This window comes from Flavobacterium limi (genome assembly GCF_010645075.1).
Classification (GTDB): domain Bacteria; phylum Bacteroidota; class Bacteroidia; order Flavobacteriales; family Flavobacteriaceae; genus Flavobacterium; species Flavobacterium limi.
Map to the genome: position 1 here is coordinate 261,731 of NZ_JAADZV010000008.1, position 21,694 is coordinate 283,424.

Genomic DNA, 21,694 nt, shown 5'->3' on the forward strand with positions numbered 1-21,694 from the left:
GTTTTATAATTACAAAGTTCGTGAAGCTTAGAGTTAAGTACACTTAATGTAGATTAATTATATCCCTGTTTTATCCCTAATTTTTTGATTTTTGAATACAAAGTTTGTGCGGACATTTGCAAAAGTTCTGCTGCACCACCTGGGCCAGAAACTTTACCACTGCAATTTTGCAGTGCGGTCAAAATATGTTCTTTTTCCATTTCTTCCATAGTTTTTATTTTACCCGAACTTTCTTGTACCGGACTGTAAACAGATTGCGGTAAATCAAATTTTTCTATTTCATTTGTTTTTGAAAGCAGGATATTTCTTTCTATCAAATGTTCGAGTTCGCGGACATTTCCAGGCCAATCATAATCCATTAATTGTTCTAAAGCTGAAGGACTTATACCTGAAACATTCTTTCTGGAACTGGCGGCATATTTTTTTAAGAAATAATGGGCCAAAGCCTCGATATCTTCTTTGCGTTCTTTTAAAGCTGGAAGCTGAATCGGAAAAACATTTAATCGATAATATAAATCAAGTCTGAAACGTCCTTCTGCCACTTCTTTTTCCAACGATCTGTTGGTTGCGGCCACAATGCGAACATTAATTTTTATCGTTGAATTTCCGCCTAAACGCTGAATTTCTTTTTCCTGTAAAACGCGCAATAACTTTACCTGAGAGTCGAGTGGAAGTTCACCAATTTCATCCAGAAAAATAGTTCCGTTATGTGCCTGCTCAAACTTCCCGATTCGTAATGAATTTGCACCTGTAAAAGCACCTTTTTCATGTCCAAAAAGTTCTGATTCTATTAGTGAATGTGGCAACGCAGCACAATTTACAACCACAATTGAACTTGATTTATGAGCAGAAAGATCATGTATAGCATGCGCGACTTTTTCTTTTCCCGTACCACTTTCGCCAAGAATTAAGACAGAAGTTTGCGCCGGCGCTACAATGTTTATTTTCTCGATTGCTTCCTGCAGTAATTGGCTGTTTCCAATAATTCCGTTAATTTCCTGTGCTTTTTCTTTGGTATGAATGTCTGACAGCGTTCCTTTTTCCTGATTAAATCGGTATTTTGCAATATCCAGCATTACAATAAGATCACGTTCTCTAAAAGGTTTTACCATAAAACCATACGGATTTGTTGCCTTCACTGCTTCTAAGGTTGACTGATTGGTATTGGCAGAAATATACAGAAACGGCAATTGCATCTCGCGCAGCTCCCACGCCAGATCAATCCCAGTTAAATCACCTTTTAGCATAATATCCAGTAAAACCCAGTCAGGTCTTTTTTCTTCGATGGATTTACGTGCCTGAATCACAGAAGAAACAATCGCCGTTATCTGATAACCAGCTTTCAGCAGCATGATTTTTAAATCGTTTGCTACTATAAATTCATCTTCAACAATTAGAATTTTCTCCTTCATTCTGTAAATTTAGACAATTTCAGAATTATCAGACGGTTCTTCAAATTCTGTATTTTTAGTAAAGGTAAGTTTGATTTGCAATCCGTCATCATTTATGATAGCTAAAGTTCCGTCAATTTGGTTGCTCAACCCTATTATTAAATTCATCCCTAGTGAATTTCTTTCAAGACCATCAAAATTTTCGGTAATACCAACACCGTTGTCTGCTATAATCAGTTTGTAATTATCTTCTTCGGTATTTTTGAGCAGCAAATGTATAGTGCCTTTACTTTCAAAAGGGAATGCATACTTTATGGAATTATTTATGGCTTCATTAATTATTAATCCCAACGGAACAGCTTGCGAAACATCAAGATATACTTTTTCTATGTCTAAAATAAAATTGATCCGGTCATCGATATCAAAACAGTCTTTGATATAATTTATCAATTCAAAAATATACCAATCCATGTCTATATTGGCCAGATTGTCTGATTGATATAATTTTTGATGAATGATAGACATTACCTGCATTCTGTGTTTACTGTTCTGTATTGCGATCAAGGCATCTTCATTATCAAGATAAGCCGATTGCGTATTTAGTAAACTAATGACAATTTGCAGGTTATTCTTTACCCGATGATGAATTTCTTTTAAAAGCCATTCTTTCTCGAGAAACATTTTTTTAGTAAGTTCGTTTTGCTTAGTGATTTCCTGATTTTTTATTTCCAGTTGTTCCTTAATTATCTTTTTTAATCTAAAACAATTGTAAAATAATATCATAAAAAGTACTAAAACAACCAAACTTACTATAAAAACATACAGATTGACAACGTCATTGCGGGTTTGAATTTTTTGAAGTTTGTCGTGTGCGAAGAACAAAAAAAGATTTTTATCTGTTTTTGATAAAATGAAATTTTGTTTTGTTTGGGAAATTACTTCAAGATTTGCTATTAAAAACATCAAAATACTGCCTAAAGCAGACACATTTTTTTTGACAGAAAAGAAGGATGTATTATTCATTTTTAGAGATAATAAATTATCATAAATCTGCAAATTCATGTGTTTAAAGTTTAGCTGTTTCTATGATACCAGTAACAAATTATCATGGCTGCTCCGGGTAAAATTAAAGTTCCTAAGCCAAAGAATTTTCCGGCAACGGCACCAAGAAAACATCCAATTAAAAAACCGAAAATAGTAACCATCTGTTTCTTAAAACTTAAAAACGAATCGGCATCATTTGTCCCGTTTTTAATTAAATTGCCTAAATCTAATGATGCCTGTGTTACATTTCCGGTCATCATAGTTGTTGGCCCATGAGTTTCTTTAGCAAACAATTTTCCGAAAGCATTCTGAAGTCCCATCGCAAATACAGTTGACATAGCTACAGCGTACATCGTCCATTCTGAAAAATTTTCTAAGTAACCAAACACGTAAGAAGCGATTCCTGATAAAACTAATATTACGCCTTCCCAAAATAAAATAGTATATCGGTTTACACTTTTTAAAGCGATTCTTCCGCCCACAATTACGGCTAATATGAAGATTGGAAAAGTCAATAATTTTATCCACGCATGCACATCGGAACCTTTGATGATCTGATAAGCGAAGACAATAAAGTTGCCCGTAACGTGCGCCGAAAATATCGAATCTGCGGCAACAAAAGTTACGGTATCACAATACCCTGCAATCATAGTGAGCAGCAGGGTTACATACCAAATGTTTTTTTGAATTTCCATAGAATTAATTTAAGTGTGCACGAAGCATCCACGCCATTTTTTCGTGATCTTCAACAAGACCTGTTATAAAATCGCTGGTTCCGGCATCTTGTAGTTCATTAGCAATACTATTGATGTTTTCACGCAGGAAAATAATGATGCTTTCGTGATCCAGAAGTAATTCTTTGATAAAGCCACTGCTATCATTTTTTTCTTTTAATTCTTCTGAAAGATGCGTCAATTCTAAAAAATCTTTTAGAGTTGCAGGCGTATAATGGCCTAAAGCTCTTACTCTTTCTGCAACAGTATCCATAATTTCGTCTAGTTCTTCATATTGTTTTTCGAAGAAAAGATGTTTATTGTAAAAGTCGGGTCCTTCAATATTCCAGTGCGCTCTTCTGGTCTTGGTGTACAATACAAATTCATCTGCAAGAACTTTAATTAATACATCAACTACTTTGTTAATGTTTTCTTGTTTAATTCCGATGTTTGCTTTCATTTTAAATTAGGTTTAGTAAATAATAATCAAGTGAATATTTTCCTGCTCCAAGAGCAAGAATTAGTAATAAGGATAAAGTGTACATAAAAGGAACGTCGCGCACTTCTAGTGAATCTTTTCGGTGAACCACAAAATAACCGACAGCTGTTACGCCAATTGTTGGCAAAACGGCTAAGCGTGTTCCGAGTCCGAGAATCATAAAAAACGGAACTACAGTATCTGAGAAAGTTGCTACTAATCCGTTTAGTTTTTCAGGCAGATGAAGCGGATTAGGAACGTGTTCTTTTTGTCCGTTTTCGACTCTGAATTTTTTCATTCCGTGTACTCTGAAAAGTTCGACAGCCAATAGAATTCTAAAAACCAGAATTGCAGCATTGTTGAATGAACTTCCTAGATCTGAGTTCAGGATTTGTCTTATAAGGTCTATCATTACGTTTATTTTTAAAAAGCAAAACAAGAACAGCCTAAAGCGCCCCAAAATGCATTATAATTATTAACAGGAACGTTGCTCAATCTTGCAGCGTCATGATTGTGTAAGTGCACATCGCAGCTGCCACTACAACTGTGTATTTGTGATGTTAAACCTGGTTTTGCATGAGTATGTGCATTTTTCTCAATTGTACTTTGAAAACTGCTTCGTGCCGGATATCCATTGTAAATATTTGTCGGCGACCAATCGGGCAGAATCGGAATATGTGGTGGCGAGAATGAAGAGAAATCGCCATTTGCATAGACAATTTTTCCGTCAACAATCGTTAAATCGGCTTCGATTTTTTTGATGTCTTCATCGTCAATGCTGAAATAATCACGATCTAAAACCACTAAATCGGCAAACATTCCGGTTTTAATATCGCCTTTTTTAGTTTGTTCCTGAGAAAACCAGGCACTTCCTCTTGTGTATAATTCTAAAGCAGTTTTTCTGTTCAATCTAGTTTCATTGTATAATTGTAAACCTCCAACGGTTTTTCCAACTGTCATCCAATACATAGAAACCCACGGATTGTAGCTGCTCACGCGTGTAGCATCTGAACCCGCTCCAACAGGAACTTCCATTTCAATCATTTTTTTGATTGGCGGTGTGTTTTCGGCAGCTTTTGCTCCGTAACGATCGGTAAAATATTCGCCTTGATAGGCCATTCTGCTTTGTACCGCGATTCCGCCACCAAGCGCTTTTACACGTTCGATATTTCTTTCGTCAATAGTTTCAGCGTGGTCAAAAATCCAAGGTAATCCGTTGAACGGAACGTCACGATTTATTTTTTCGAAGACATTCAAAAATCTGGTAATGCTTTCGTTGTAAGTGGCATGAAGTCTAAACGGCCAGCGGTTTTCTACCAAAAGGCGAACTACTTTTTCCAGTTCTGCTTCCATATTTTCTGGTAAATCAGGTCTTGGCTGTAAAAAATCTTCAAAATCGGCAGCTGAGAAAACCAGCATTTCACCTGCACCGTTATGACGGTACATATCGTTTCCCTGATATAATTTTACGGTATCAATCCAATCAGAGAAATCTTCAAATTCGTGTTTTGGTTTTTGTGTGAATAAATTATAAGCGATTCTTACTGTCAATTGATTCTTTTCGTTCAATTCATTCACCACTTTATAATCGTCCGGAAAATTCTGAAAACCGCCGCCGGCATCGATCACGCTTGTGATTCCGAAACGATTTAATTCTTTCATGAAATGACGCGTCGAATTGATTTGATGTTCATACGAAAGAGTAGGACCTTTTGCCAAAGTCGAATACAAAATCATGGCATTAGGTGTCGCGATAATTAATCCAGTCGGTTCTCCGTTTGCGTCTCTTTCGATATGACCGCCCGGAGGAGCTGGCGTATTTTTGTTGTAACCAACCGCTTTTAAAGCTGCTCTATTCATAATGGCTCTGTCGTACAAATGCAGGATAAAAACAGGTGTTTCCGGAGCAATTGCATTGATTTCTTCTAATGTCGGCATTCTGCGTTCGGCAAACTGAAACTCTGACCAGCCGCCCACGACACGAACCCATTGCGGATTTGGAGTGCGGTCTACTTGTTCTTTCAGCATTCGAAGCGCATCAGCAAGCGAAGGAACACCATCCCAACGCAATTCCAAATTATAATTCAATCCGCCACGGATTAAGTGAATATGCGAATCGTTGATTCCCGGAACAACTCTTCGGTTTAAAAGATCTATGATTTTCGTTTCTTCTGATGCAAAACTCATGATTTCGCTGTCATTTCCAACTGCAATAAATTTTCCGTCTTTTATGGCTACAGCGGTTACATTTGGCGTTTCGTGATTGAAACTATGAATTTTTCCGTTGAATAAAATTAAATCTGCTTTCATAATTAGAATTTAGTGTATTGTTAAAATTTGAATCCGAGTCGGGCATTCCAGAAAATACCGTCTTTAGAATTTGGAATGATATCATCTATAAAAGCCCCAGTTTTAAAATACTGAATCCCGCTTACGAACGAGATATATTTGTTGAGGCTATAAGTGAAATTGGCCAAATAAGCGGTTCCGATATAGCGTTCGTCTGATGTGCTTCCCTGAAGATTTAGCATTCCGGTTGGTCTGTAAACTCCGTCTTGTGTTGAGAATCGCCAGTTAAAAACCACATCGACCTGCATCTTCAGCGCCGGAAATAAATCCATTGTGGCATACGGATGAATATCGATAAGGTTCACTGGCCCAACTTGCGGGCTAAAGCCAAAATAACCTCCTTTTGGATACAGCGGATTAAATGTCTGTAGGTTCTGATTGTCTTTGTTTTGATCTCCTGAGATATAATCGTTTCGAAGGTTTATGGTCGGTTTAAATTTGATGTTTTCAAAAGAATACCCCAAATCTGCCGATGCTGTCCAGGCGTTTATATTTCCAGAACCAAAACTTCCGAATTGATAAGCGGCTTCGAGATTATAAATAAAACCGCCTCCGTATTTCCAGAATCTTGTACCCACGGTATGTCGTTTTTCGGGAGCAATTCCTTGTTCAAAAAGCGATTCATTTCTTTTGATTCCGAGGTAATATAAGTCCAGATTTCCTGCTTTTGAGAAAATTATTTTCGAATAAGCACCCCAAAGATTCAGTTTTTTTGACATTTTGTTATCAAAAACACCTGTGTAAATCGTATCGGCCATCATGGCAAAAACGTCAATCGAGAATCGGGTAGAGGAGTACATGATCTTTCCGCCTGTAAAATACAATCTTGCATTTGGTCCTTCTCGAACCGAAATCAATCTTCCTGAACCGTAATCGAGTTCCTGTCTTCCGGCGCGAACAATCAGTTTTTTATGTTTCTGCTGCCAAAGAGTGATATCTACAAACAGATTCTGAATGTTTAATTGATCTTCGTCTATTCCTCTTGCTCCATTTACTCTGCCATCTTCCAATGCACTTCTTAATTGCCCAAATATTCTAAAATTTTTTCCTAAATGAATGTTGGTATGAATATCGTAACGCTGTAAAAGGAAATTGTTATGTCCAATATTTAATCTTCCCCAATCTTCATTATTGAAATCAACATATTCATATCTCGCTTCGCCTCCAAAAGACAGGTAAAATTTTTTCTCTTGATGTAAAGGGACAAATTTTAAAGTCTCATAAAAGTTTCTTGTAGAATCTTTCAGCGATTCGTAATTTTCGTCATAACGCAAAAGCTTAAAATTTTGAGCCAATGCCATATTTCCCAAAAAGAGAAAAAGAAAAAGTAATTTGACGTTGTTTGATATGGATTTTGTTGATTCCAAAAATAATGAAGCGTAAGAGATTTGTTTGTTTTGTTTGCTCCGCCAATTCGGCTAAAGCCTCGTGTCAGGTTTCAAGTTTGAATTTTCAATTTTCAAGTTTCAAGTTTGATATTACTATTGAATTTTGAAATTGTCATTGCCATTGAACTTTGAAATTGATTTAGTGTTTCAACATGTTGTGAGCATAGTGAATTCCTAATCCGTAAGAACCACCGTATTTTTTCATTAAATCAGTTACCGGAACATAGGTTTCCTGACGTCCCCAATCTCTTTGAAGTTCCAATAAATATTGAATAGAAGTAATTGGCTGAGCACCTGCCTGGATCATTCTTTGTACGGAACGTTCGTGAGCTTCGTTGCTTACATCTCCACAAGCATCAGTAATGATATATACTTCGTAACCTTCTTCAAGAGCTGATAATGCAGGTCCAACAATGCAGACACTTGTCCATAATCCTGCAAGAACTATTTTTTTCTTGTTTTTAGCTACAATCGCTTTGTATGCATGTTCGTCTTCCCAGGTATTCATTGTCGTACGATCGATATATCCTGAAGTTGCGATTGGATAAAACTCTTCCACTTCCGGAAAAACAGGACCCGAAAAACTTTCTTCGGCAACTGTTGTTACTACTGTTGCTACGTTAAATATTTTGGATGCACCAGCGATAATGGCAACATTTGTACGCAATTCGCTTAATGAGATATTGCTTGTAGCGAATGCCATTTGACCTTCAAAGTCAATTAATACTAATGCGTGATTATCTGGCGATAATAAGTTTGCAGATGGTTTCATGATATTTATTTTAAAAAATTATTAATTAGTTTATTATGTGAAATGTTAGAGGTAAAATGTTTATGAATTAAAAAAAGTTCTTTTTGTTTTTATAAACACAATTTGCACATTAATGCGTAGAAAGTTTTCTAATCATTTCTACAGAAACAGCATCGGCGTAAATACCGAAAGCGCTTGTGAGAACCCCTTTTATATTGTAGACTTCAGATATAATTCCGTAGACAATATCTTCGTCACCGGGATTTGTATCACCTTCAAAACGAAAAATATATTCAATCTTAAATTCGTCAGGAGACATAGACTGCGAATTATTATTGTAACGAATACAGTTTACATCAAGATTAAAGTTTTGTGTAAAACCTTGAAGATTCAGCCATTGAAGCGCTTCTGTAACCGTGTCAAATGGGGGGTGTTGAAATAAACTCATAAGAAGATTTTTTTAACTGCCTGTAAAAAAGGAATTTTTATCAGGCAGTCTGGTTGATTAAAGACTGTCAGATTACGCTTTAATAAATGCTAAAATATCTTTATTGATAGTTTCAGCCTCCGTTGTCGGCATACCGTGAGGAAAACCTGGGTAGGCGATTAATTTTCCATTTTTCAAAAGTGCCGCAGCTCTTGGAGCCTGAGCATATGGAACGATTTGATCATCTTCTCCATGCAAAACTAAAACCGGAATCTCTAAACTTTTAAGATCATCTGTAAAATCAGATTCAGAGAAAGCTTTAATTCCGTCGTGATGAGCCAAAACAGAACCCATCATTCCCTGACGCCACCAGTTGTGTTTGATGCCTTCCTGAACTGTTTGTCCTTCTCGGTTCCATCCGTAAAAAGGAATAGGGAAATCGTAAAAATATTGTGCTCTGTTAGATGCTGTCCCTTGTCTGATTTCGTCAAAAACAGATAATGGCACACCTTCTGGATTTGATTCTTTTTGAATCATAACAGGTGTTACAGCGCTGATGATTACCGCTTTTGCAATGCGTCCCTTTCCGTATTTTGCTGCGTAACGAATTACTTCACCGCCTCCGGTTGAATGTCCTACGTGAATTGCATCTTTTAAATCTAATGCTTCTGTCAAAGCCGCTACGTCTGCTGCATAAGTATCCATGTTGTTTCCTTCAGAACTTTGTCCGGAACGTCCGTGTCCACGGCGATCGTGAGCAATAACTCTGAAACCTTGTTTTAGGAAAAACATCATTTGTGCATCCCAGTCATCACCAGATAATGGCCATCCGTGGTGGAAAACGATTGGTTGTCCTGTTCCCCAGTCTTTGTAGTAAATCTGTGTTCCGTCTTTTACTGTAATTGTGCTCATTTTGCTATGGTTTTTAATTATTGATTTAAATTTTTAATATGTTATAATTGTATGGTTTGTGTTATTGATACTGCAAATCTATTGTGGAGTAGAAAGAGTGTCGATTAATCTAGATTAAGAAGGCTTTTTTTGCTGTTAGTTCTTAATCTGGATTAATCTTCCAGGCTTTTGTCCAATACAATGATTTTGATTGTTTATTTGAATTATTTGAACGACGCACAATAATAGCCAAATAACATGCCTTTCTATTGATATCTTTGTTTATAAGGATTTTGTAGATTTTGGCTGTGTTTTTTTGTTACGATATATCGTAAAATTATTAATGCAGTAATGAGAATTAAGGAAATTTAGAGCGCTTTATATGCCGCAAAAAAAAGTCTGATAAGATTTTTTAAACCTTATCAGACTTTTTTTTTAAATGAAAAATTACTTCCTGTCCTTCATGAACTAAAGAGAAAATGCGGGAGTAATATTAAAAATCGGCTTTTACTTTTGTGATATATTATTTTTTATAAATTGAATTTCAACCACAGCGCCATTATCATTAAAAAACGAAACTTCGCCATCCAGCTGATGTGCCAAACCGCTGATTAAATTAATGCCTAAAGTCTCAGAAACATCAAAATCTTTAGGGAAACCAATTCCGTTATCTTTAATTTGAAGTTGAACTTTAAAGTTTTCAAGAGACTTCATACTTATTGAAATAGTTCCTTTTTGATTCTCCGGAAATCCGTATTTTATGGCATTTGTAATACTTTCATTCAAAATCAGGCCAACAGAAACCGCCTGAGCTTCATCAAGAAACAATGAATCAATAGCTGCTTCGAAAATAATCTGCTGCATATCAAAAGTATCGCGGAAGTTGTGCAGCAGATCATTAATGTAATTTTCCATTTCAATTTCCCTTACAATATCTGTTCGGTATAGCTTTTTGTGCAAAAGAGAAATGGCGTACAATCTGTGCTGGCTTTTCTGAATGGCATCAAAAGCTTCTTTGTTTTTTAGAGTAGAAGACTGAGAGTTTAAAAGACTCATTACAATCTGCAGGTTGTTCTTAACACGATGATGAATCTCCTGCATCAGCGATTCTTTCTCTTTTACCAGATTTTGAAGCGTCTCATTTTTTTGATCGATTTCATTTTTCTGACTAATCAAAAGTTCATTGTTTTTCTTCTTAGAACGATAACTGATCCAAAACAAAAGTATACTGACTAAAAGAAACACCATAATACAAATTCCTAATTTTATGGTGTTTTGGGCTTTAAGCGTTTTCTCTTTTTCGGCATTCATATTTAATTTTAAAGCGGAAAACTCTTTTTCTTTCTTTTCGAGACCATACAAAATTTGAAGTTCTTCGATCTGTTTGTTCTTTTTTTCATTGAAAATAGAATCATTCAAATCTTTGTATTTCTGAAAATATTTTATTGCCGTAATATAATTTCCTTTTGCGGAATCAATTTTAAACAAATACAGATTTGCCTCTTTGACCTGAGAAAGTTCTACAATTCCAGCTGAAAAATTAAGTGATTTTTGAAAATTAAACTTAGCTTTATCATAGTTTTTATGTTCTTCGTAGAATTTTCCAAATTCAAAATAAGCTTTAGATATATCAATGATATACATAGGAGAGTTGCTCTTTTCATATAAGTTTATTGTTTCTGTAAACTTAGCTTCGGCTAATTTAGTCTTGTTATTTTTGTTGTAACAATAGGCCAGAGAACCATAAATTATCGCTTTATCAGTGTTTTTTTGAGGAGGATATTCTTTTATAGTATTTTGTACCTGCTTTAAAGCTTCTTTTGTTTTTTTTACCTCAATTAATTCTTTGCTTAATATGTCAGTAAAGGCATATAAATTGGTATAATCTAATTCTTCTTTAGATTTTAAAATTGAAATTGCCTTTCTTAGTAATTCAATGCTTAAATCATGTTTGTGCAGATCTTTATAAGCAATTGCCAGCTGTTCGTAAAAATCAGGTGCATTGACAAAATCCTTGGTCTTTTCCATGTATTTTATACAGGCAAGAGAATAATAAAGACTTTTTCCTAAATCGCCTTTAAGTCTGTATACATCGGCCAACAAATCGTAAGTAAATTGCAGTTTTTTATAACCTGTTTTTTTATAGATTGTCAAAACCACAAACAGTTCTTTTTCAGCCAAATCCAATCGTCCCTGATTTAAATGCGCATCTGCTTTGTATTTTAGAATGTAAGCAAAATCCTCTAGTTTGTTTAGATTTTTGTAAAGCAGGGCTGCTTTATCAAAACAAACTGTAGCTTCTTCAAAGGTTTTAAAATTGCGCGACGGCCGCCAGAATAGCCTTTTACCGAGCATGCTCCATAAATCGGCTTCTTTTTTGTATTGTCTTGTTTTTTTATAATAGGCAATAACGTGTTGGCAATTTTCAATTGCTTTTGGATAATTATTTTCTTCAAACAAAAGCTCTGCAAAGTTTACAAGACATTTGTTTTGGAGGTTCTGGTCTTTGATTTTGTTGCTTAATGCAAAAGCACGATTAAAATTAGCTCGTGCACTATCCATATCTATTTTTAAACTTTCTGGTTTGTATAAAAATTCGGCGCCATGATCAAGAAGCTTGTTGATTTTTTGTGAAATTAAAGAATGCTTTTTTTGAGTTATATCTACATTAGAAACCGCTTGGGGATTTACAGGATAGAAATTCCCGATAAGTATAAAAAAGAAAGCAAACCACAACTTTGCAATGCAGCATCTACTCATATTATAATATAGAATAACTTTAGAAAATTAATTTTTGAAATTGTTTCTGATAAGAATTTTAGTAACAGCTAATATATTTCTTATTACTGTTAATTAAAAAGACATTTGTATTAGATGGCATTTATCTGATTTCAATCTGCTAACTTTTCAGTTTTAACGAACTTTAATTATAGTTTGCAAACATACAAAAAGTAATAATAGCAGATTGAATTAAGAATTACTAATATCTTCATGATGTCAAAATGTAAAAAAACGCAGTTTTAATGCTTTTACAACCAACAAAAACTATCAAAATTTTGATGGATTTTACTTAGAGACCTTGACAGGATTCGAACCTAAGTATTGAAACTTGCATATTTTCTGGATTTTTATTAAAAGCAAAACTGCAACGATTCTTCCATAGAATTTTTGTGCAGTTTTATAAAATCTGAAAAGTGCAGTAAAACAAAAAGGCCTGCGAATCTTAAGATTTGCAGGCTTTATCACATTTTTTCAGGGTTTTTGCGATATACAGAAACGATAAAATTTAGTAAATCCGAATGGGTGTGGATTTCATTATAAATGTGCTCAACAATCCCGCAAAGAAATAAAACCTTATATCAAAGTACTACAATTGTTTATCCTAAGATTAGGGCTAATTTCAAATTCTATTTTTGGATTTATGCGTTTGTAAAAAAAACGGATATTCCTTTTTAGAATATCCGTAAGTTCAGTATTAAAAAAATTAACTGAAGGTCAGTCGTTAGTTTTTTTTAACTTTTTGCTATAATTTTATTTATATTTAATATTCAGGCTGATGATATCAGAAGTCAGATTGTTGGACCTGTTGTAATGTCCGTATCTAATTTCAAGTGTGTTCCAGTGTTTTAGGCCAAAGATACCATCAGGAGGAGTCAATTTCATCCCCATTCCAAAAAAGCTGCTGTCAAACTTAGACAGATCATAGTTGCTGGTGTAAAATTCATCAGCAGCGGTATGAGCTCCATAAGGTTTGAAGTACTTTGCTGCACTCTGTGTATAATATCGATAAAAAGGACTTAGCGAGAATGCCTGGGTCAGCTTTACCGGTATTTCAAGATCAGCCGTATGGGCTTTTAAATTCCAGTCGTCAGTATAATACCTGTAGTACGTTCTTATGATAATATTATCGCCTAAAAAATAACTGGCTCTTATTCCCAAAGGGATTTTAAGTCTGGTATCAGGCATTTTTTCCTGATGAACGGTATTGTCAGCAAAATAAACCCTGTGAAAAGGAAGGCTTAAGTAGCCGTTCTGACTGATAATGTCCCCAACCAGCATAATCTGAAGCCTTTGGTTGATGATTTGAGAATAACTTAGTGTTCCGGCAAAAGTGTTTCGGTTTGCGCTTCCGTAACTTTCACCAGAAGTGCGTAGTTCAATAGGCTCAATAAGTTTTAACTGGTCGATAAACGTTTGGAATTTAGCTGTAAACTCACCATTCTTATTTTTTGTTTTTTGTGAAAAGCTGATATTTCCTCCAAAAGACTGATAATCAAATTCAGTAGAGGATGAAACACCTATTCCAAAAGTTCTTCCTTTTTCTTCATTCTCCCTAAGATAGCTTAAAGAAGGATAGAAGCGGTTATCCGAAGAAGAAGCTGAAGAATTAGCGCTTAGGTCAATCATATCTGAAGAAGCTGATGTGTAGTGGTCAATGCCTGCTTCAATATCAAAGGTATGTTTGATTCCTGTTTCACCGTATTTAACCAGTTTGACATCAATAGTATTCGCTATATCGGTCAGATGCTGTGATCCGATTCCTCCTCCGACAGCTGAATTATTACCATCTTGTTTATAATAACTCGATACTAAATTGACTTCTTCCAGTTTTAATTTTTTGCTTTTGTAAGCCGTAGAATCAGAAGGTATGTTTTGCGCTTTTAATTGGAATAAGGCCAGTAAAGCAAATCCTGTTATGAATATTCTTTTCATCTGTTTATGATATCAAAAAAATTAATTGCAGCCGCAGCCTCCGCCGCTTTTACCTGCATTTGCTCCCGAAGCTCCCTCGCGGTAGGATTGAAAACTAAGTTCTGTTTTTTCAATTTTCCTGTTTGCAAGTACCATTTCAGAATCGTTGATTTTTCCTTTCTGATATTCTTTTACAGAAGTACAGGATGATGTGAGAATGCCTGCTAAAGCAATACTGCACAAGAGTACGAGATTTTGTTGCTTTTGATTTTTCATTTTAGGCGAATGTTTTTTGAAGTGTAAATTTTATTGTTGTCATCTATTATTATGCAATGCAAATCAGGAATCTGATCTATTAAAAACAAACCAGCCTTGATGCCCATAACCGCTATTGGAGTAGCCATTGCATCTGCAAATTCAGCATTTGATGCAATAATGGTAACGCTTTTTATTCCCGTTATAGGAAGGCCTGTTTTTGGATCGATGGTATGCGAATATTTTTTGCCGTTAATGGTTACAAATTTTTCATAATTTCCGGATGTTGCTACCGCTTTATTAGATATCTCCATATAAGAGAAAGCGGCATTTGGAGCATCAGGATCAGCCACTCCAATAGTCCATTTGCTGGCGTCTGGCTGTAATCCCCATGCGCATAAATCTCCGCTGGCATTAATGATTCCGCTCTTTACATCGCGTTTCAGCAGGACTTGTTTTGCCATTTCGGCTGCATAACCTTTTCCGATTCCTCCAAAGCCAATACGCATTCCTTTTTCTTTCAAAAAAACACTTGTATTTTCTTTATCCAGAATTATATTTTTGTAATCAATAAGATGTACCATTTTCAAAGCTGTTTCGCTATCAGGAAGCGAGGTCATTGAACGATCAAAATTCCAAAGTGTTTTATCAATACTTCCGTATGAAATATCAAAAGCTCCCTGTGTAATACGAGATATGCCAACAGATCTTTCAATAAGATTATAAACTTCGGTATCAACTTTTACAGGATGAATACCGGCAGCAGTATTAATCTGATTGGTCTGACTGTCATCTTTATACGTAGTAAGGAGTTTTTCAACACGTTTAATCTCTTCAATTGCAACGCTAATATGTTCGTCAGCAGTAGCCTGATCACCTGCTGTAACAGTAATGGTGAACATATTTCCCATCAGCTTCAGGGACTGGGAATATTTTTGATAGACGGACATCTTATTTTTGCTTATCACATAAAACTTTTATCTCAGCTGTCCACTGTTCTGGAGTTCCTTGTGGCTTTCCATGCCAGGTTTTGAGTACTTTTCCTTCTGAGTCGAGTAAAAGCGTTAGAGGAAAACTTCCTTCTTTATTGTATATTTCAGCAAGTGCTTCATTTCGTTTCACCTGTTCAGAGGTACCGATGTTTTTATTTTTTCTTGGAAAATCGGCATTTACCAATACTAAATTTTGGTCTGCTAATTCGGTAAATGATGAGTTTTGAAAATAGTCTCTGTGCATCACAATGCACGGACCGCACCAGTCTGAACCTGAAAAATTAAGAAGTATGAGTTCGTTTTTTTCCTTTGCAATCTTTTTTGCACTATCAAAGTCAGCTTCCCATTTTATACTTCCGGGAAGAATACCCAATAAAAGGAACATTGTAATTAGTTTCATATTGATGATATGTTTTTATGTTATACTAATTAACGAAATGTGTGCTTTGTTAGTTTTTAGACTGACTTAAGATTTGATTAAATTTTGATTGTATAAAAAGCTAAACATTCTGAACGCCAAAAAGATGCCCTACAAGTGCTGAAGCAGTTACCTCAAAGGCAGATATGCAGCATGGCTTTTAAAGTATGCGATCCGCCTGCTTTAGCTGCCAGTATTCCTGAGGATGCTAAAAAAGTATTGAAAAGCAGTACTGATATAGAACCATTTTTTGTACTGGTGCAAAAACTGGTGTCACCAGTGGCAGGAGCCAACCATCACAAAGGATATAGCTGAAGCGAAAGCAGCCATAAAAGGATTAGCCTGTTTAATTTCATTAATGCCAAGCTCATCTCTTGCGTGTGTTTCAAGTGCGTTGTGAGCAGTTAACTCTTCTGCAGTTTTACGGGCGAGTTCTTCGTTTAATCCTCTTTGCATATAAATATTGGTAAGCTCTTCGAGTTCAGCCCGACAGAGTTTTTTAATAAAAATAGAAATACATCCAATTAGACTAAAGTATTGTTGTTTTAATGATGTACAAGCGGTATTTAATTTTGCTCTTTCAATAATGTTTACATTCATCAAATATAATTCAGCAGAGGTTGATTTTGCTGAGTTTTCAGTTTTTAAAAAATCATTGCAAGCAATTGTGCTAAAAAAATTAAAACTTCCCTAGCTTTTTGTGGTAAAAAAGGTATCACCTCCAAAGCAAAACTGCCACGATTCTGCCATAGAAATTTTGTGCAGTTTTAAAAAAATATGAAAAGTGCAGAAAAACAAAAAAGCCTGCGAATCTTACGATTTGCAGGCTTTACCACGTTTTTTGAGGGTTTTTGAAAAGATTGAAAAACTTTCGTTTTCGCTTCTTTTACCCTTTTGGTGGGGAGAGCAGGATTCGAACCTGAGGCTGAAAACCCGCATATTTCCTGCATTTTTAATTTTAAAAAACTGGAGTGCCACGATTTTGCACTAAAACTCAAAACGTAAAAAATATTTGAGTTATTAAGATACTTGCTTGAAATGTAAAAGTAAGAAAAAAAAGAAACATATTGTAATATGAGGTAAGGTATATTTATTAATGCATCACCTGTCTGCGATCAACCTCCCTCCATTTTACGCTGAAAAGGAGTGTACTATATTGATTTACTTTCATAAAAACATAAATTTTTAGTTGGAAAAGTATGCTTTGTTATCTTTTGCCCATTCTTCAAGAGAAGTCATCTTTACAGGCAATTTTTCAAGCACCTTATTCATTTCCGGGTTAAATTTTGGAGGATATACCGTAGCTGTTTTCAAGCTTTCATAGTATGAGGCAACAGCTGATGCTCCGGCTTCTCCTACGTAAGGCGCTAAAATATCTTTGAATTCTTTTGGAGGCTGCGCGTAATAAACAATGTGGTCGCCAAATCCTTTTGAGAATCTATCTGCGAGATCGTTCCCTTTTAAATTCTCAAGACCGCTTATCTGAAAATTATCCGCTTTTAGGTCAGCATTGTAAATGGCTTCAACTACAAAGGCACTTACATCTTTAGATGCAATCCATCCGATAGGCATTGCTTCAGGGGTAGGGTAAGCTAATTTTTTCTCACTTTTAATAAATGGCGCGCAGAAACCACCCATCATATTTTCCATATAAATAGTAGGTTCAATAATTACATATTCCAATCCGCTGTTAACCAGATAATCTTTGATATCTAATTTAACATCATCAGTAGGAACACCAATCTTCTGTTCAGGAACCCATCCGCTGGTATTCCAAACAATTTTCTTAACACCGTTTGCCTTTGCAGCATCAATCACATTCTTTGAATAGTCAAGTCCGTCAAATGGATTTGGCAAAGAAACTGGAATCATAAATGCAATAGCGTCGATACCTTTAGTGATTTCATTCATTTTGGCAGCATCGCTCATGTTTCCAATAACCGGTTCTGCTCCAGCATTTTTAAGTTTGTCAAAGCTTTTTTCTGAACTTGTTGCAGCAACAACTTCTGCACCTTTTTTCTTCGCTATTTCAATTACGTTGAATTGTTGTGAGCCTCTAGCTCCGAATACTAAAATTTTCATTTTTTTTCTATTGTTTATTAATGTTTGATTTCTTTCAATAACTGCATATCCATTCCTTTGTCATAGTACACAAAGAAAAGACAGTCCTTACCTTCAAAGCATTTATTGCAATGCGGATTTTTGCCTGGTTCAAACCATGTAGATCCGGGAGGAATAGGTTTTACATTTTTTACATCACCAACATAAGCACTTTCATTTCCTTCAATCATTACCGCCCAGTAGCTTGAACTGTGCGTGTGCAATGGGGAAGTAGTGCCTGCCGGGATCTTTACCATTACACAGATTGGTTTTCCAATATCTGCCAGATTTCCGAATACTACTGAGAACACTGGACCTTTATCTCCCATTTCCTTTAGCATAGGAATCCATTTCATTTCATTTGCAAGGGTAATGCTGCGTTCCTGGGCAACTATGCTATTACTTAATAATAAAATAGAAGTAAAAGCGAACAACGTCCTTAATACATTTTTTTTCATTTTTTTTAATTTAGATTTAAAACTTGTACAAAGGTCTGCAATTGCTTACTTTTGCACAAGTACTTACATGATAGTCAGGTACTTACTAAAAAGTTAGAATTGTTATAAACCAATGGAAAAGAACGAAAAAAAAATTTTGCCTTGTGATGATAAATGCCCTGTAAAAGCGTCGTTAAGCCTTTTGGCAGGTAAATGGACCATGATGATCATCTTTCAGATCGGCGATGATGTGATGCGATATGGAGAACTTAAAAGAGCCATTCCAAGTATCAGCGAAAAGATGCTTATACAGGAACTAAACATGCTTGTTGCCAATAAATTGGTAAGCAAGAAAGCCCATCCGGAAATTCCGCCCAGGGTAGAATATAGATTAACAGACTTAGGCTTGAAAACCATTCCAATTATTGACAAACTTGTTGAATTTGGAAAGGAAAATCTAGTGAAGCTCTAAAAAAAAAACTGCTCAGTTTTTCATAAAAAAATTATTATAAATCAATACAGCAGCTGCATTCAATAATTATCGCTTTACCAAATGTGGGGCTAGATTCATAAATTGAAAACATGTAATTTCTTTAGATTCGGTAAAAATGCAGGCCTTTTAAACAAAGTTATTCGGACTTTAAAACAAAACCCACTCACAAAACGCATTCTATCTTTGTCTCAATAAAATTTTAATAAAATATGGAACAAAGTAATTACAATGGAGCATTGCAAAAACCAATAGGTTCAGGCTTCAATGCAAAATCGACAACCAAAGATGTTATCAAAGGTATAGACCTTAAGGGCAAAACAGCAATCGTAACGGGTGGTGACGGCGGTCTTGGTTTAGAAATCACTAAAGCATTAACTTCAGCGGGAGCTACTGTGATAGTTCCTTCAAGGGATGCAGAAAAAGCTAAGCAAAATTTGCAAGGGATTACAAATGTAGAGACAGCAACATTAAATCTAACAGATCCTAAGTCAATTGACACGTTTGCTGAGAACTTTTTGGCGTCTGGAAGGCCGCTTCATATCCTTATCAACAATGCAGGGGTAATGTGGACACCTTTGCAGCGCGATGAACGTGGCTATGAGGGACAATTTTCAACAAATCATTTAGGACATTTTCACCTTACAGCCAAACTTTGGGAGGCGTTGAAAAAAGCAAATGTCGCAAGGGTCGTGACAGTTTCCTCGTCAGCACACCATTATTCACCGATTCTTTTTGACGATGTAAACTATACTGCAAGAGAGTACGACAAATTTGAAGCTTATGGACAGTCTAAAACTGCAAATGTGCTTTTTACGGTAGAATTGGATAAAAAAGCAAAACCATTTGGTGTAAGGGCGTATGTTCTTCATCCTGGTTTGATTTTGGAAACCAATCTTGGCAGGCATTTGGCGTTTGAGGATTTTGTTACATTGGGCATTTTGCATGCTGATGGCACTCCAAATCTTGAAGCTGAAGCAGCAATGAAAAACATACAAAAAAACAAAGAACAGGGAGCTGCCACAACAGTCTGGGCTGCCACAAGTCCACAACTGGAAAACATTGGAGGGGTCTACCTCGAAGACGTTGAGATAGCGCAGTACGACGAAGCTAATTATAATAATATTGCTGCTGCCTATAGAAACCCTGGCGGATTTGGAGGTGTTGCTCCCTTTGCCCTGAAAGAGGAAGCTGCACAAAAACTTTGGGCGATAAGTGAAGAATTGACTCAGGTAAAATTTGATTTTTAATAGCAGAAAGAAATAAGATTCATCTATTTGAATCTTATTTCTTTTTTAACTTTACATCATGGCAACAAGACAAACCAATAATTACGCAGAGATTGTTTTCACCTGCAGCGGATCCACTCATCGCAATACAGAAATGATTGCAGAAGAACATTGTATTGTTCGTGTGCTATCAGGTGAGTTAAAAGTTATCCAGTCAGATAAAACATATCTTTTAGGACTGGGTGACACTCTTTTATTTCCCAGAAATCAGCTATCGACATTGATTAAATCCGATAAAGATGGCTTGCCTTATCGGGCAATTATAGTAAAACTTAGTCAGGACGTTTTGAGGGTTTTTTACGAACAAAAGAAACTGCAAACCGCTTTGATTTCAAAAACTGATCATGTGATGCCATTACCACAAAATCCTTTGCTTGATAGTTTTTTCGCTTCGATATTCCCATATTTCGACCTAAACTACAAATTGCCACCGGAACTTTCCCAATTGAAAATTCAGGAAGCAATTACCATTTTACGTTCCTTGAACAAGGATATTGATAATATCTTATCTGACTTTTCGGAGCCTCATAAAATCAACCTTGTGGAATTTATGGAGCAAAATTATATGTTTAACATGCCTCTGGAAAAATTTAGTTACCTGACTGGGCGCAGCCTAACCACCTTTAAGAGAGATTTCAAGAAAGCATACAGTACTACACCGCAAAAATGGATTACCCAAAAACGTCTAGAGTTAGCCCGATTTCAATTGACTGAAAAAAACAGAAAACCTATTGATATATATTATGAAGTAGGTTTTGAAAACCTATCACATTTCTCTTATGCTTTCAAAAAGCAATTTGGCCAGACACCTAAAGAGCTTTCAAATAAAAAAGCTATATCTCTTTAAAATAGGTAGCTACTTTTCATATGATATAATTACAATGCATCTTTGTGATTTTGAAATGCTGAAAAAGAATATGTGCGACCTGAACTTGACTTTATATTTCACTTCACCAGAACTAATATTATGAATATAGAAAGTTTTAGGGAGTACTGCCTCTCTTTAAAAGGAGCAAAAGAAAAACTCCCCTTCAAAAAGGCCACTTCTGAATATGATAGTAATCTATTGGTATTTACCGTAATGGATAAATGGTATGGTTTCGTTAACGTAGATACCTTTGATTTCTGCGATCTTAAATGCGATCCCGAAGATTCGCTGGAGCTACAGGAGAAATATAGCGGTATTACACCAGGCTACCATATGAATAAAAAGCACTGGATAAGTGTCTACTTTAATAAGGATGTCCCTAATGCAAAGATCAAAGAACTGGTTAAGAAATCTTATAATTTGGTGGTAGATGGCTTAACAAAAAAAGAGAAGGAAGGACTTGCGGCTCTCAAATAAATGCAAAGTTATTAGAATTTTTAGGAAATAATTTTTATCTGGATTATTGCTTGACGAAGCCTCTTTGTGGAAGGCTCATATTTATCGTTTGCAATATCCAACTTCATCATTTTGCATTTTTAGTCAAATAAATCTGTAGTATGGTTTTCGTAAAAATGTGCTATAATATTGCAAATTCCGGTTATATTGATCACCCCATTCCGTTTTAAAGTGAGCACCTGATTCCAGTTCAAAATGACCACCT

23 protein-coding genes are annotated in these 21,694 nt (G+C 35.6%); 5 read left to right on the top strand and 18 right to left on the bottom strand.

What is annotated here, in order from left to right; translation table 11 throughout:
• Positions 1-53: 53 nt before the first annotated feature.
• The 16 genes from GXM16_RS17085 to GXM16_RS17160 form a co-directional block, all read right to left on the bottom strand.
• Complete coding sequence (locus GXM16_RS17085) at positions 54-1,412, bottom strand: sigma-54-dependent transcriptional regulator (RefSeq protein ID WP_163395705.1); 1,359 nt, start codon at positions 1,410-1,412, stop codon at positions 54-56.
• A 9-nt stretch (positions 1,413-1,421) separates the two neighbouring features.
• A complete protein-coding gene (locus tag GXM16_RS17090) occupies positions 1,422-2,414 on the bottom strand; it encodes a sensor histidine kinase (RefSeq protein ID WP_163395706.1) in 993 nt (330 codons plus the stop codon).
• A 50-nt stretch (positions 2,415-2,464) separates the two neighbouring features.
• Positions 2,465-3,130, bottom strand: coding sequence for a YoaK family protein (locus tag GXM16_RS17095; protein WP_163395707.1), 666 nt, complete (start codon positions 3,128-3,130; stop codon positions 2,465-2,467).
• A 4-nt stretch (positions 3,131-3,134) separates the two neighbouring features.
• Complete coding sequence (locus GXM16_RS17100) at positions 3,135-3,608, bottom strand: Dps family protein (RefSeq protein WP_163395708.1); 474 nt, start codon at positions 3,606-3,608, stop codon at positions 3,135-3,137.
• Between the two features lies 1 nt (position 3,609).
• Complete coding sequence (locus GXM16_RS17105) at positions 3,610-4,038, bottom strand: DoxX family protein (protein ID WP_163395709.1); 429 nt, start codon at positions 4,036-4,038, stop codon at positions 3,610-3,612.
• Positions 4,039-4,049: 11 nt separating this feature from the next.
• Complete coding sequence (locus GXM16_RS17110) at positions 4,050-5,936, bottom strand: amidohydrolase (protein ID WP_163395710.1); 1,887 nt, start codon at positions 5,934-5,936, stop codon at positions 4,050-4,052.
• Between the two features lie 20 nt (positions 5,937-5,956).
• Positions 5,957-7,249, bottom strand: a complete 1,293-nt coding sequence (locus GXM16_RS17115; RefSeq protein WP_229684373.1) for an alginate export family protein — start codon at positions 7,247-7,249, stop codon at positions 5,957-5,959.
• Between the two features lie 253 nt (positions 7,250-7,502).
• A complete protein-coding gene (locus GXM16_RS17120) occupies positions 7,503-8,135 on the bottom strand; it encodes a hydrolase (protein ID WP_163395712.1) in 633 nt (210 codons plus the stop codon).
• Between the two features lie 109 nt (positions 8,136-8,244).
• Complete coding sequence (locus GXM16_RS17125) at positions 8,245-8,562, bottom strand: phosphoribosylpyrophosphate synthetase (protein WP_163395713.1); 318 nt, start codon at positions 8,560-8,562, stop codon at positions 8,245-8,247.
• A gap of 72 nt (positions 8,563-8,634) precedes the next feature.
• Positions 8,635-9,453: an alpha/beta fold hydrolase gene (locus tag GXM16_RS17130; protein ID WP_163395714.1), complete on the bottom strand. Its 819-nt coding sequence runs from the start codon at positions 9,451-9,453 to the stop codon at positions 8,635-8,637.
• Positions 9,454-9,939: 486 nt separating this feature from the next.
• Entirely contained in the window at positions 9,940-12,192 is a 2,253-nt protein-coding gene (locus GXM16_RS17135) for a tetratricopeptide repeat-containing sensor histidine kinase (protein WP_163395715.1), read from the bottom strand.
• A gap of 771 nt (positions 12,193-12,963) precedes the next feature.
• Positions 12,964-14,145, bottom strand: a complete 1,182-nt coding sequence (locus tag GXM16_RS17140) for a DUF3570 domain-containing protein (protein ID WP_163395716.1) — start codon at positions 14,143-14,145, stop codon at positions 12,964-12,966.
• A gap of 21 nt (positions 14,146-14,166) precedes the next feature.
• Entirely contained in the window at positions 14,167-14,400 is a 234-nt protein-coding gene (locus GXM16_RS17145) for a DUF4266 domain-containing protein (RefSeq protein WP_031453335.1), read from the bottom strand.
• Positions 14,397-15,329 carry an FAD:protein FMN transferase gene (locus tag GXM16_RS17150; protein WP_163395717.1) on the bottom strand — a complete coding sequence of 311 codons (933 nt, stop codon included), beginning with the start codon at positions 15,327-15,329 and terminating at the stop codon, positions 14,397-14,399. The genes GXM16_RS17145 and GXM16_RS17150 overlap by 4 nt, the downstream gene beginning before the upstream one ends.
• A gap of 1 nt (position 15,330) precedes the next feature.
• Positions 15,331-15,771 (bottom strand): thioredoxin family protein, encoded by a 441-nt coding sequence (locus GXM16_RS17155; protein WP_163395718.1) that lies wholly within the window; start codon positions 15,769-15,771, stop codon positions 15,331-15,333.
• A 291-nt stretch (positions 15,772-16,062) separates the two neighbouring features.
• On the bottom strand, positions 16,063-16,389 hold the full coding sequence (locus tag GXM16_RS17160) for a VIT1/CCC1 transporter family protein (RefSeq protein WP_163395719.1): 327 nt from the start codon (positions 16,387-16,389) through the stop codon (positions 16,063-16,065).
• A gap of 184 nt (positions 16,390-16,573) precedes the next feature.
• On the opposite strand from GXM16_RS17160, the gene GXM16_RS17165 reads away from it, so the two are divergent.
• The gene (locus GXM16_RS17165) at positions 16,574-16,780 is read left to right on the top strand and encodes a hypothetical protein (RefSeq protein WP_163395720.1); all 207 of its coding nucleotides are present in this window, start codon (positions 16,574-16,576) and stop codon (positions 16,778-16,780) included.
• Between the two features lie 194 nt (positions 16,781-16,974).
• Here the strand turns inward: GXM16_RS17165 and GXM16_RS17170 are convergent, their stop codons facing one another.
• Both GXM16_RS17170 and GXM16_RS17175 read right to left on the bottom strand, forming a co-directional pair.
• Complete coding sequence (locus tag GXM16_RS17170; RefSeq protein WP_163395721.1) at positions 16,975-17,871, bottom strand: SDR family oxidoreductase; 897 nt, start codon at positions 17,869-17,871, stop codon at positions 16,975-16,977.
• Between the two features lie 17 nt (positions 17,872-17,888).
• Positions 17,889-18,347: a cupin domain-containing protein gene (locus GXM16_RS17175; RefSeq protein ID WP_163395722.1), complete on the bottom strand. Its 459-nt coding sequence runs from the start codon at positions 18,345-18,347 to the stop codon at positions 17,889-17,891.
• A gap of 112 nt (positions 18,348-18,459) precedes the next feature.
• Here GXM16_RS17175 and GXM16_RS17180 point away from each other — a divergent pair, with 112 nt between their 5' ends.
• The 4 genes from GXM16_RS17180 to GXM16_RS17195 all read left to right on the top strand — a co-directional run bounded on the left by GXM16_RS17180 (position 18,460) and on the right by GXM16_RS17195 (position 21,450).
• A complete protein-coding gene (locus tag GXM16_RS17180) occupies positions 18,460-18,798 on the top strand; it encodes a winged helix-turn-helix transcriptional regulator (RefSeq protein ID WP_163395723.1) in 339 nt (112 codons plus the stop codon).
• A 230-nt stretch (positions 18,799-19,028) separates the two neighbouring features.
• Positions 19,029-20,066: an SDR family NAD(P)-dependent oxidoreductase gene (locus tag GXM16_RS17185; RefSeq protein WP_163395724.1), complete on the top strand. Its 1,038-nt coding sequence runs from the start codon at positions 19,029-19,031 to the stop codon at positions 20,064-20,066.
• Positions 20,067-20,124: 58 nt separating this feature from the next.
• Positions 20,125-20,952: a helix-turn-helix domain-containing protein gene (locus GXM16_RS17190; RefSeq protein WP_163395725.1), complete on the top strand. Its 828-nt coding sequence runs from the start codon at positions 20,125-20,127 to the stop codon at positions 20,950-20,952.
• A gap of 120 nt (positions 20,953-21,072) precedes the next feature.
• Positions 21,073-21,450 (top strand): MmcQ/YjbR family DNA-binding protein, encoded by a 378-nt coding sequence (locus GXM16_RS17195; RefSeq protein ID WP_163395726.1) that lies wholly within the window; start codon positions 21,073-21,075, stop codon positions 21,448-21,450.
• The last annotated feature ends 244 nt before the right edge of the window (positions 21,451-21,694 follow it).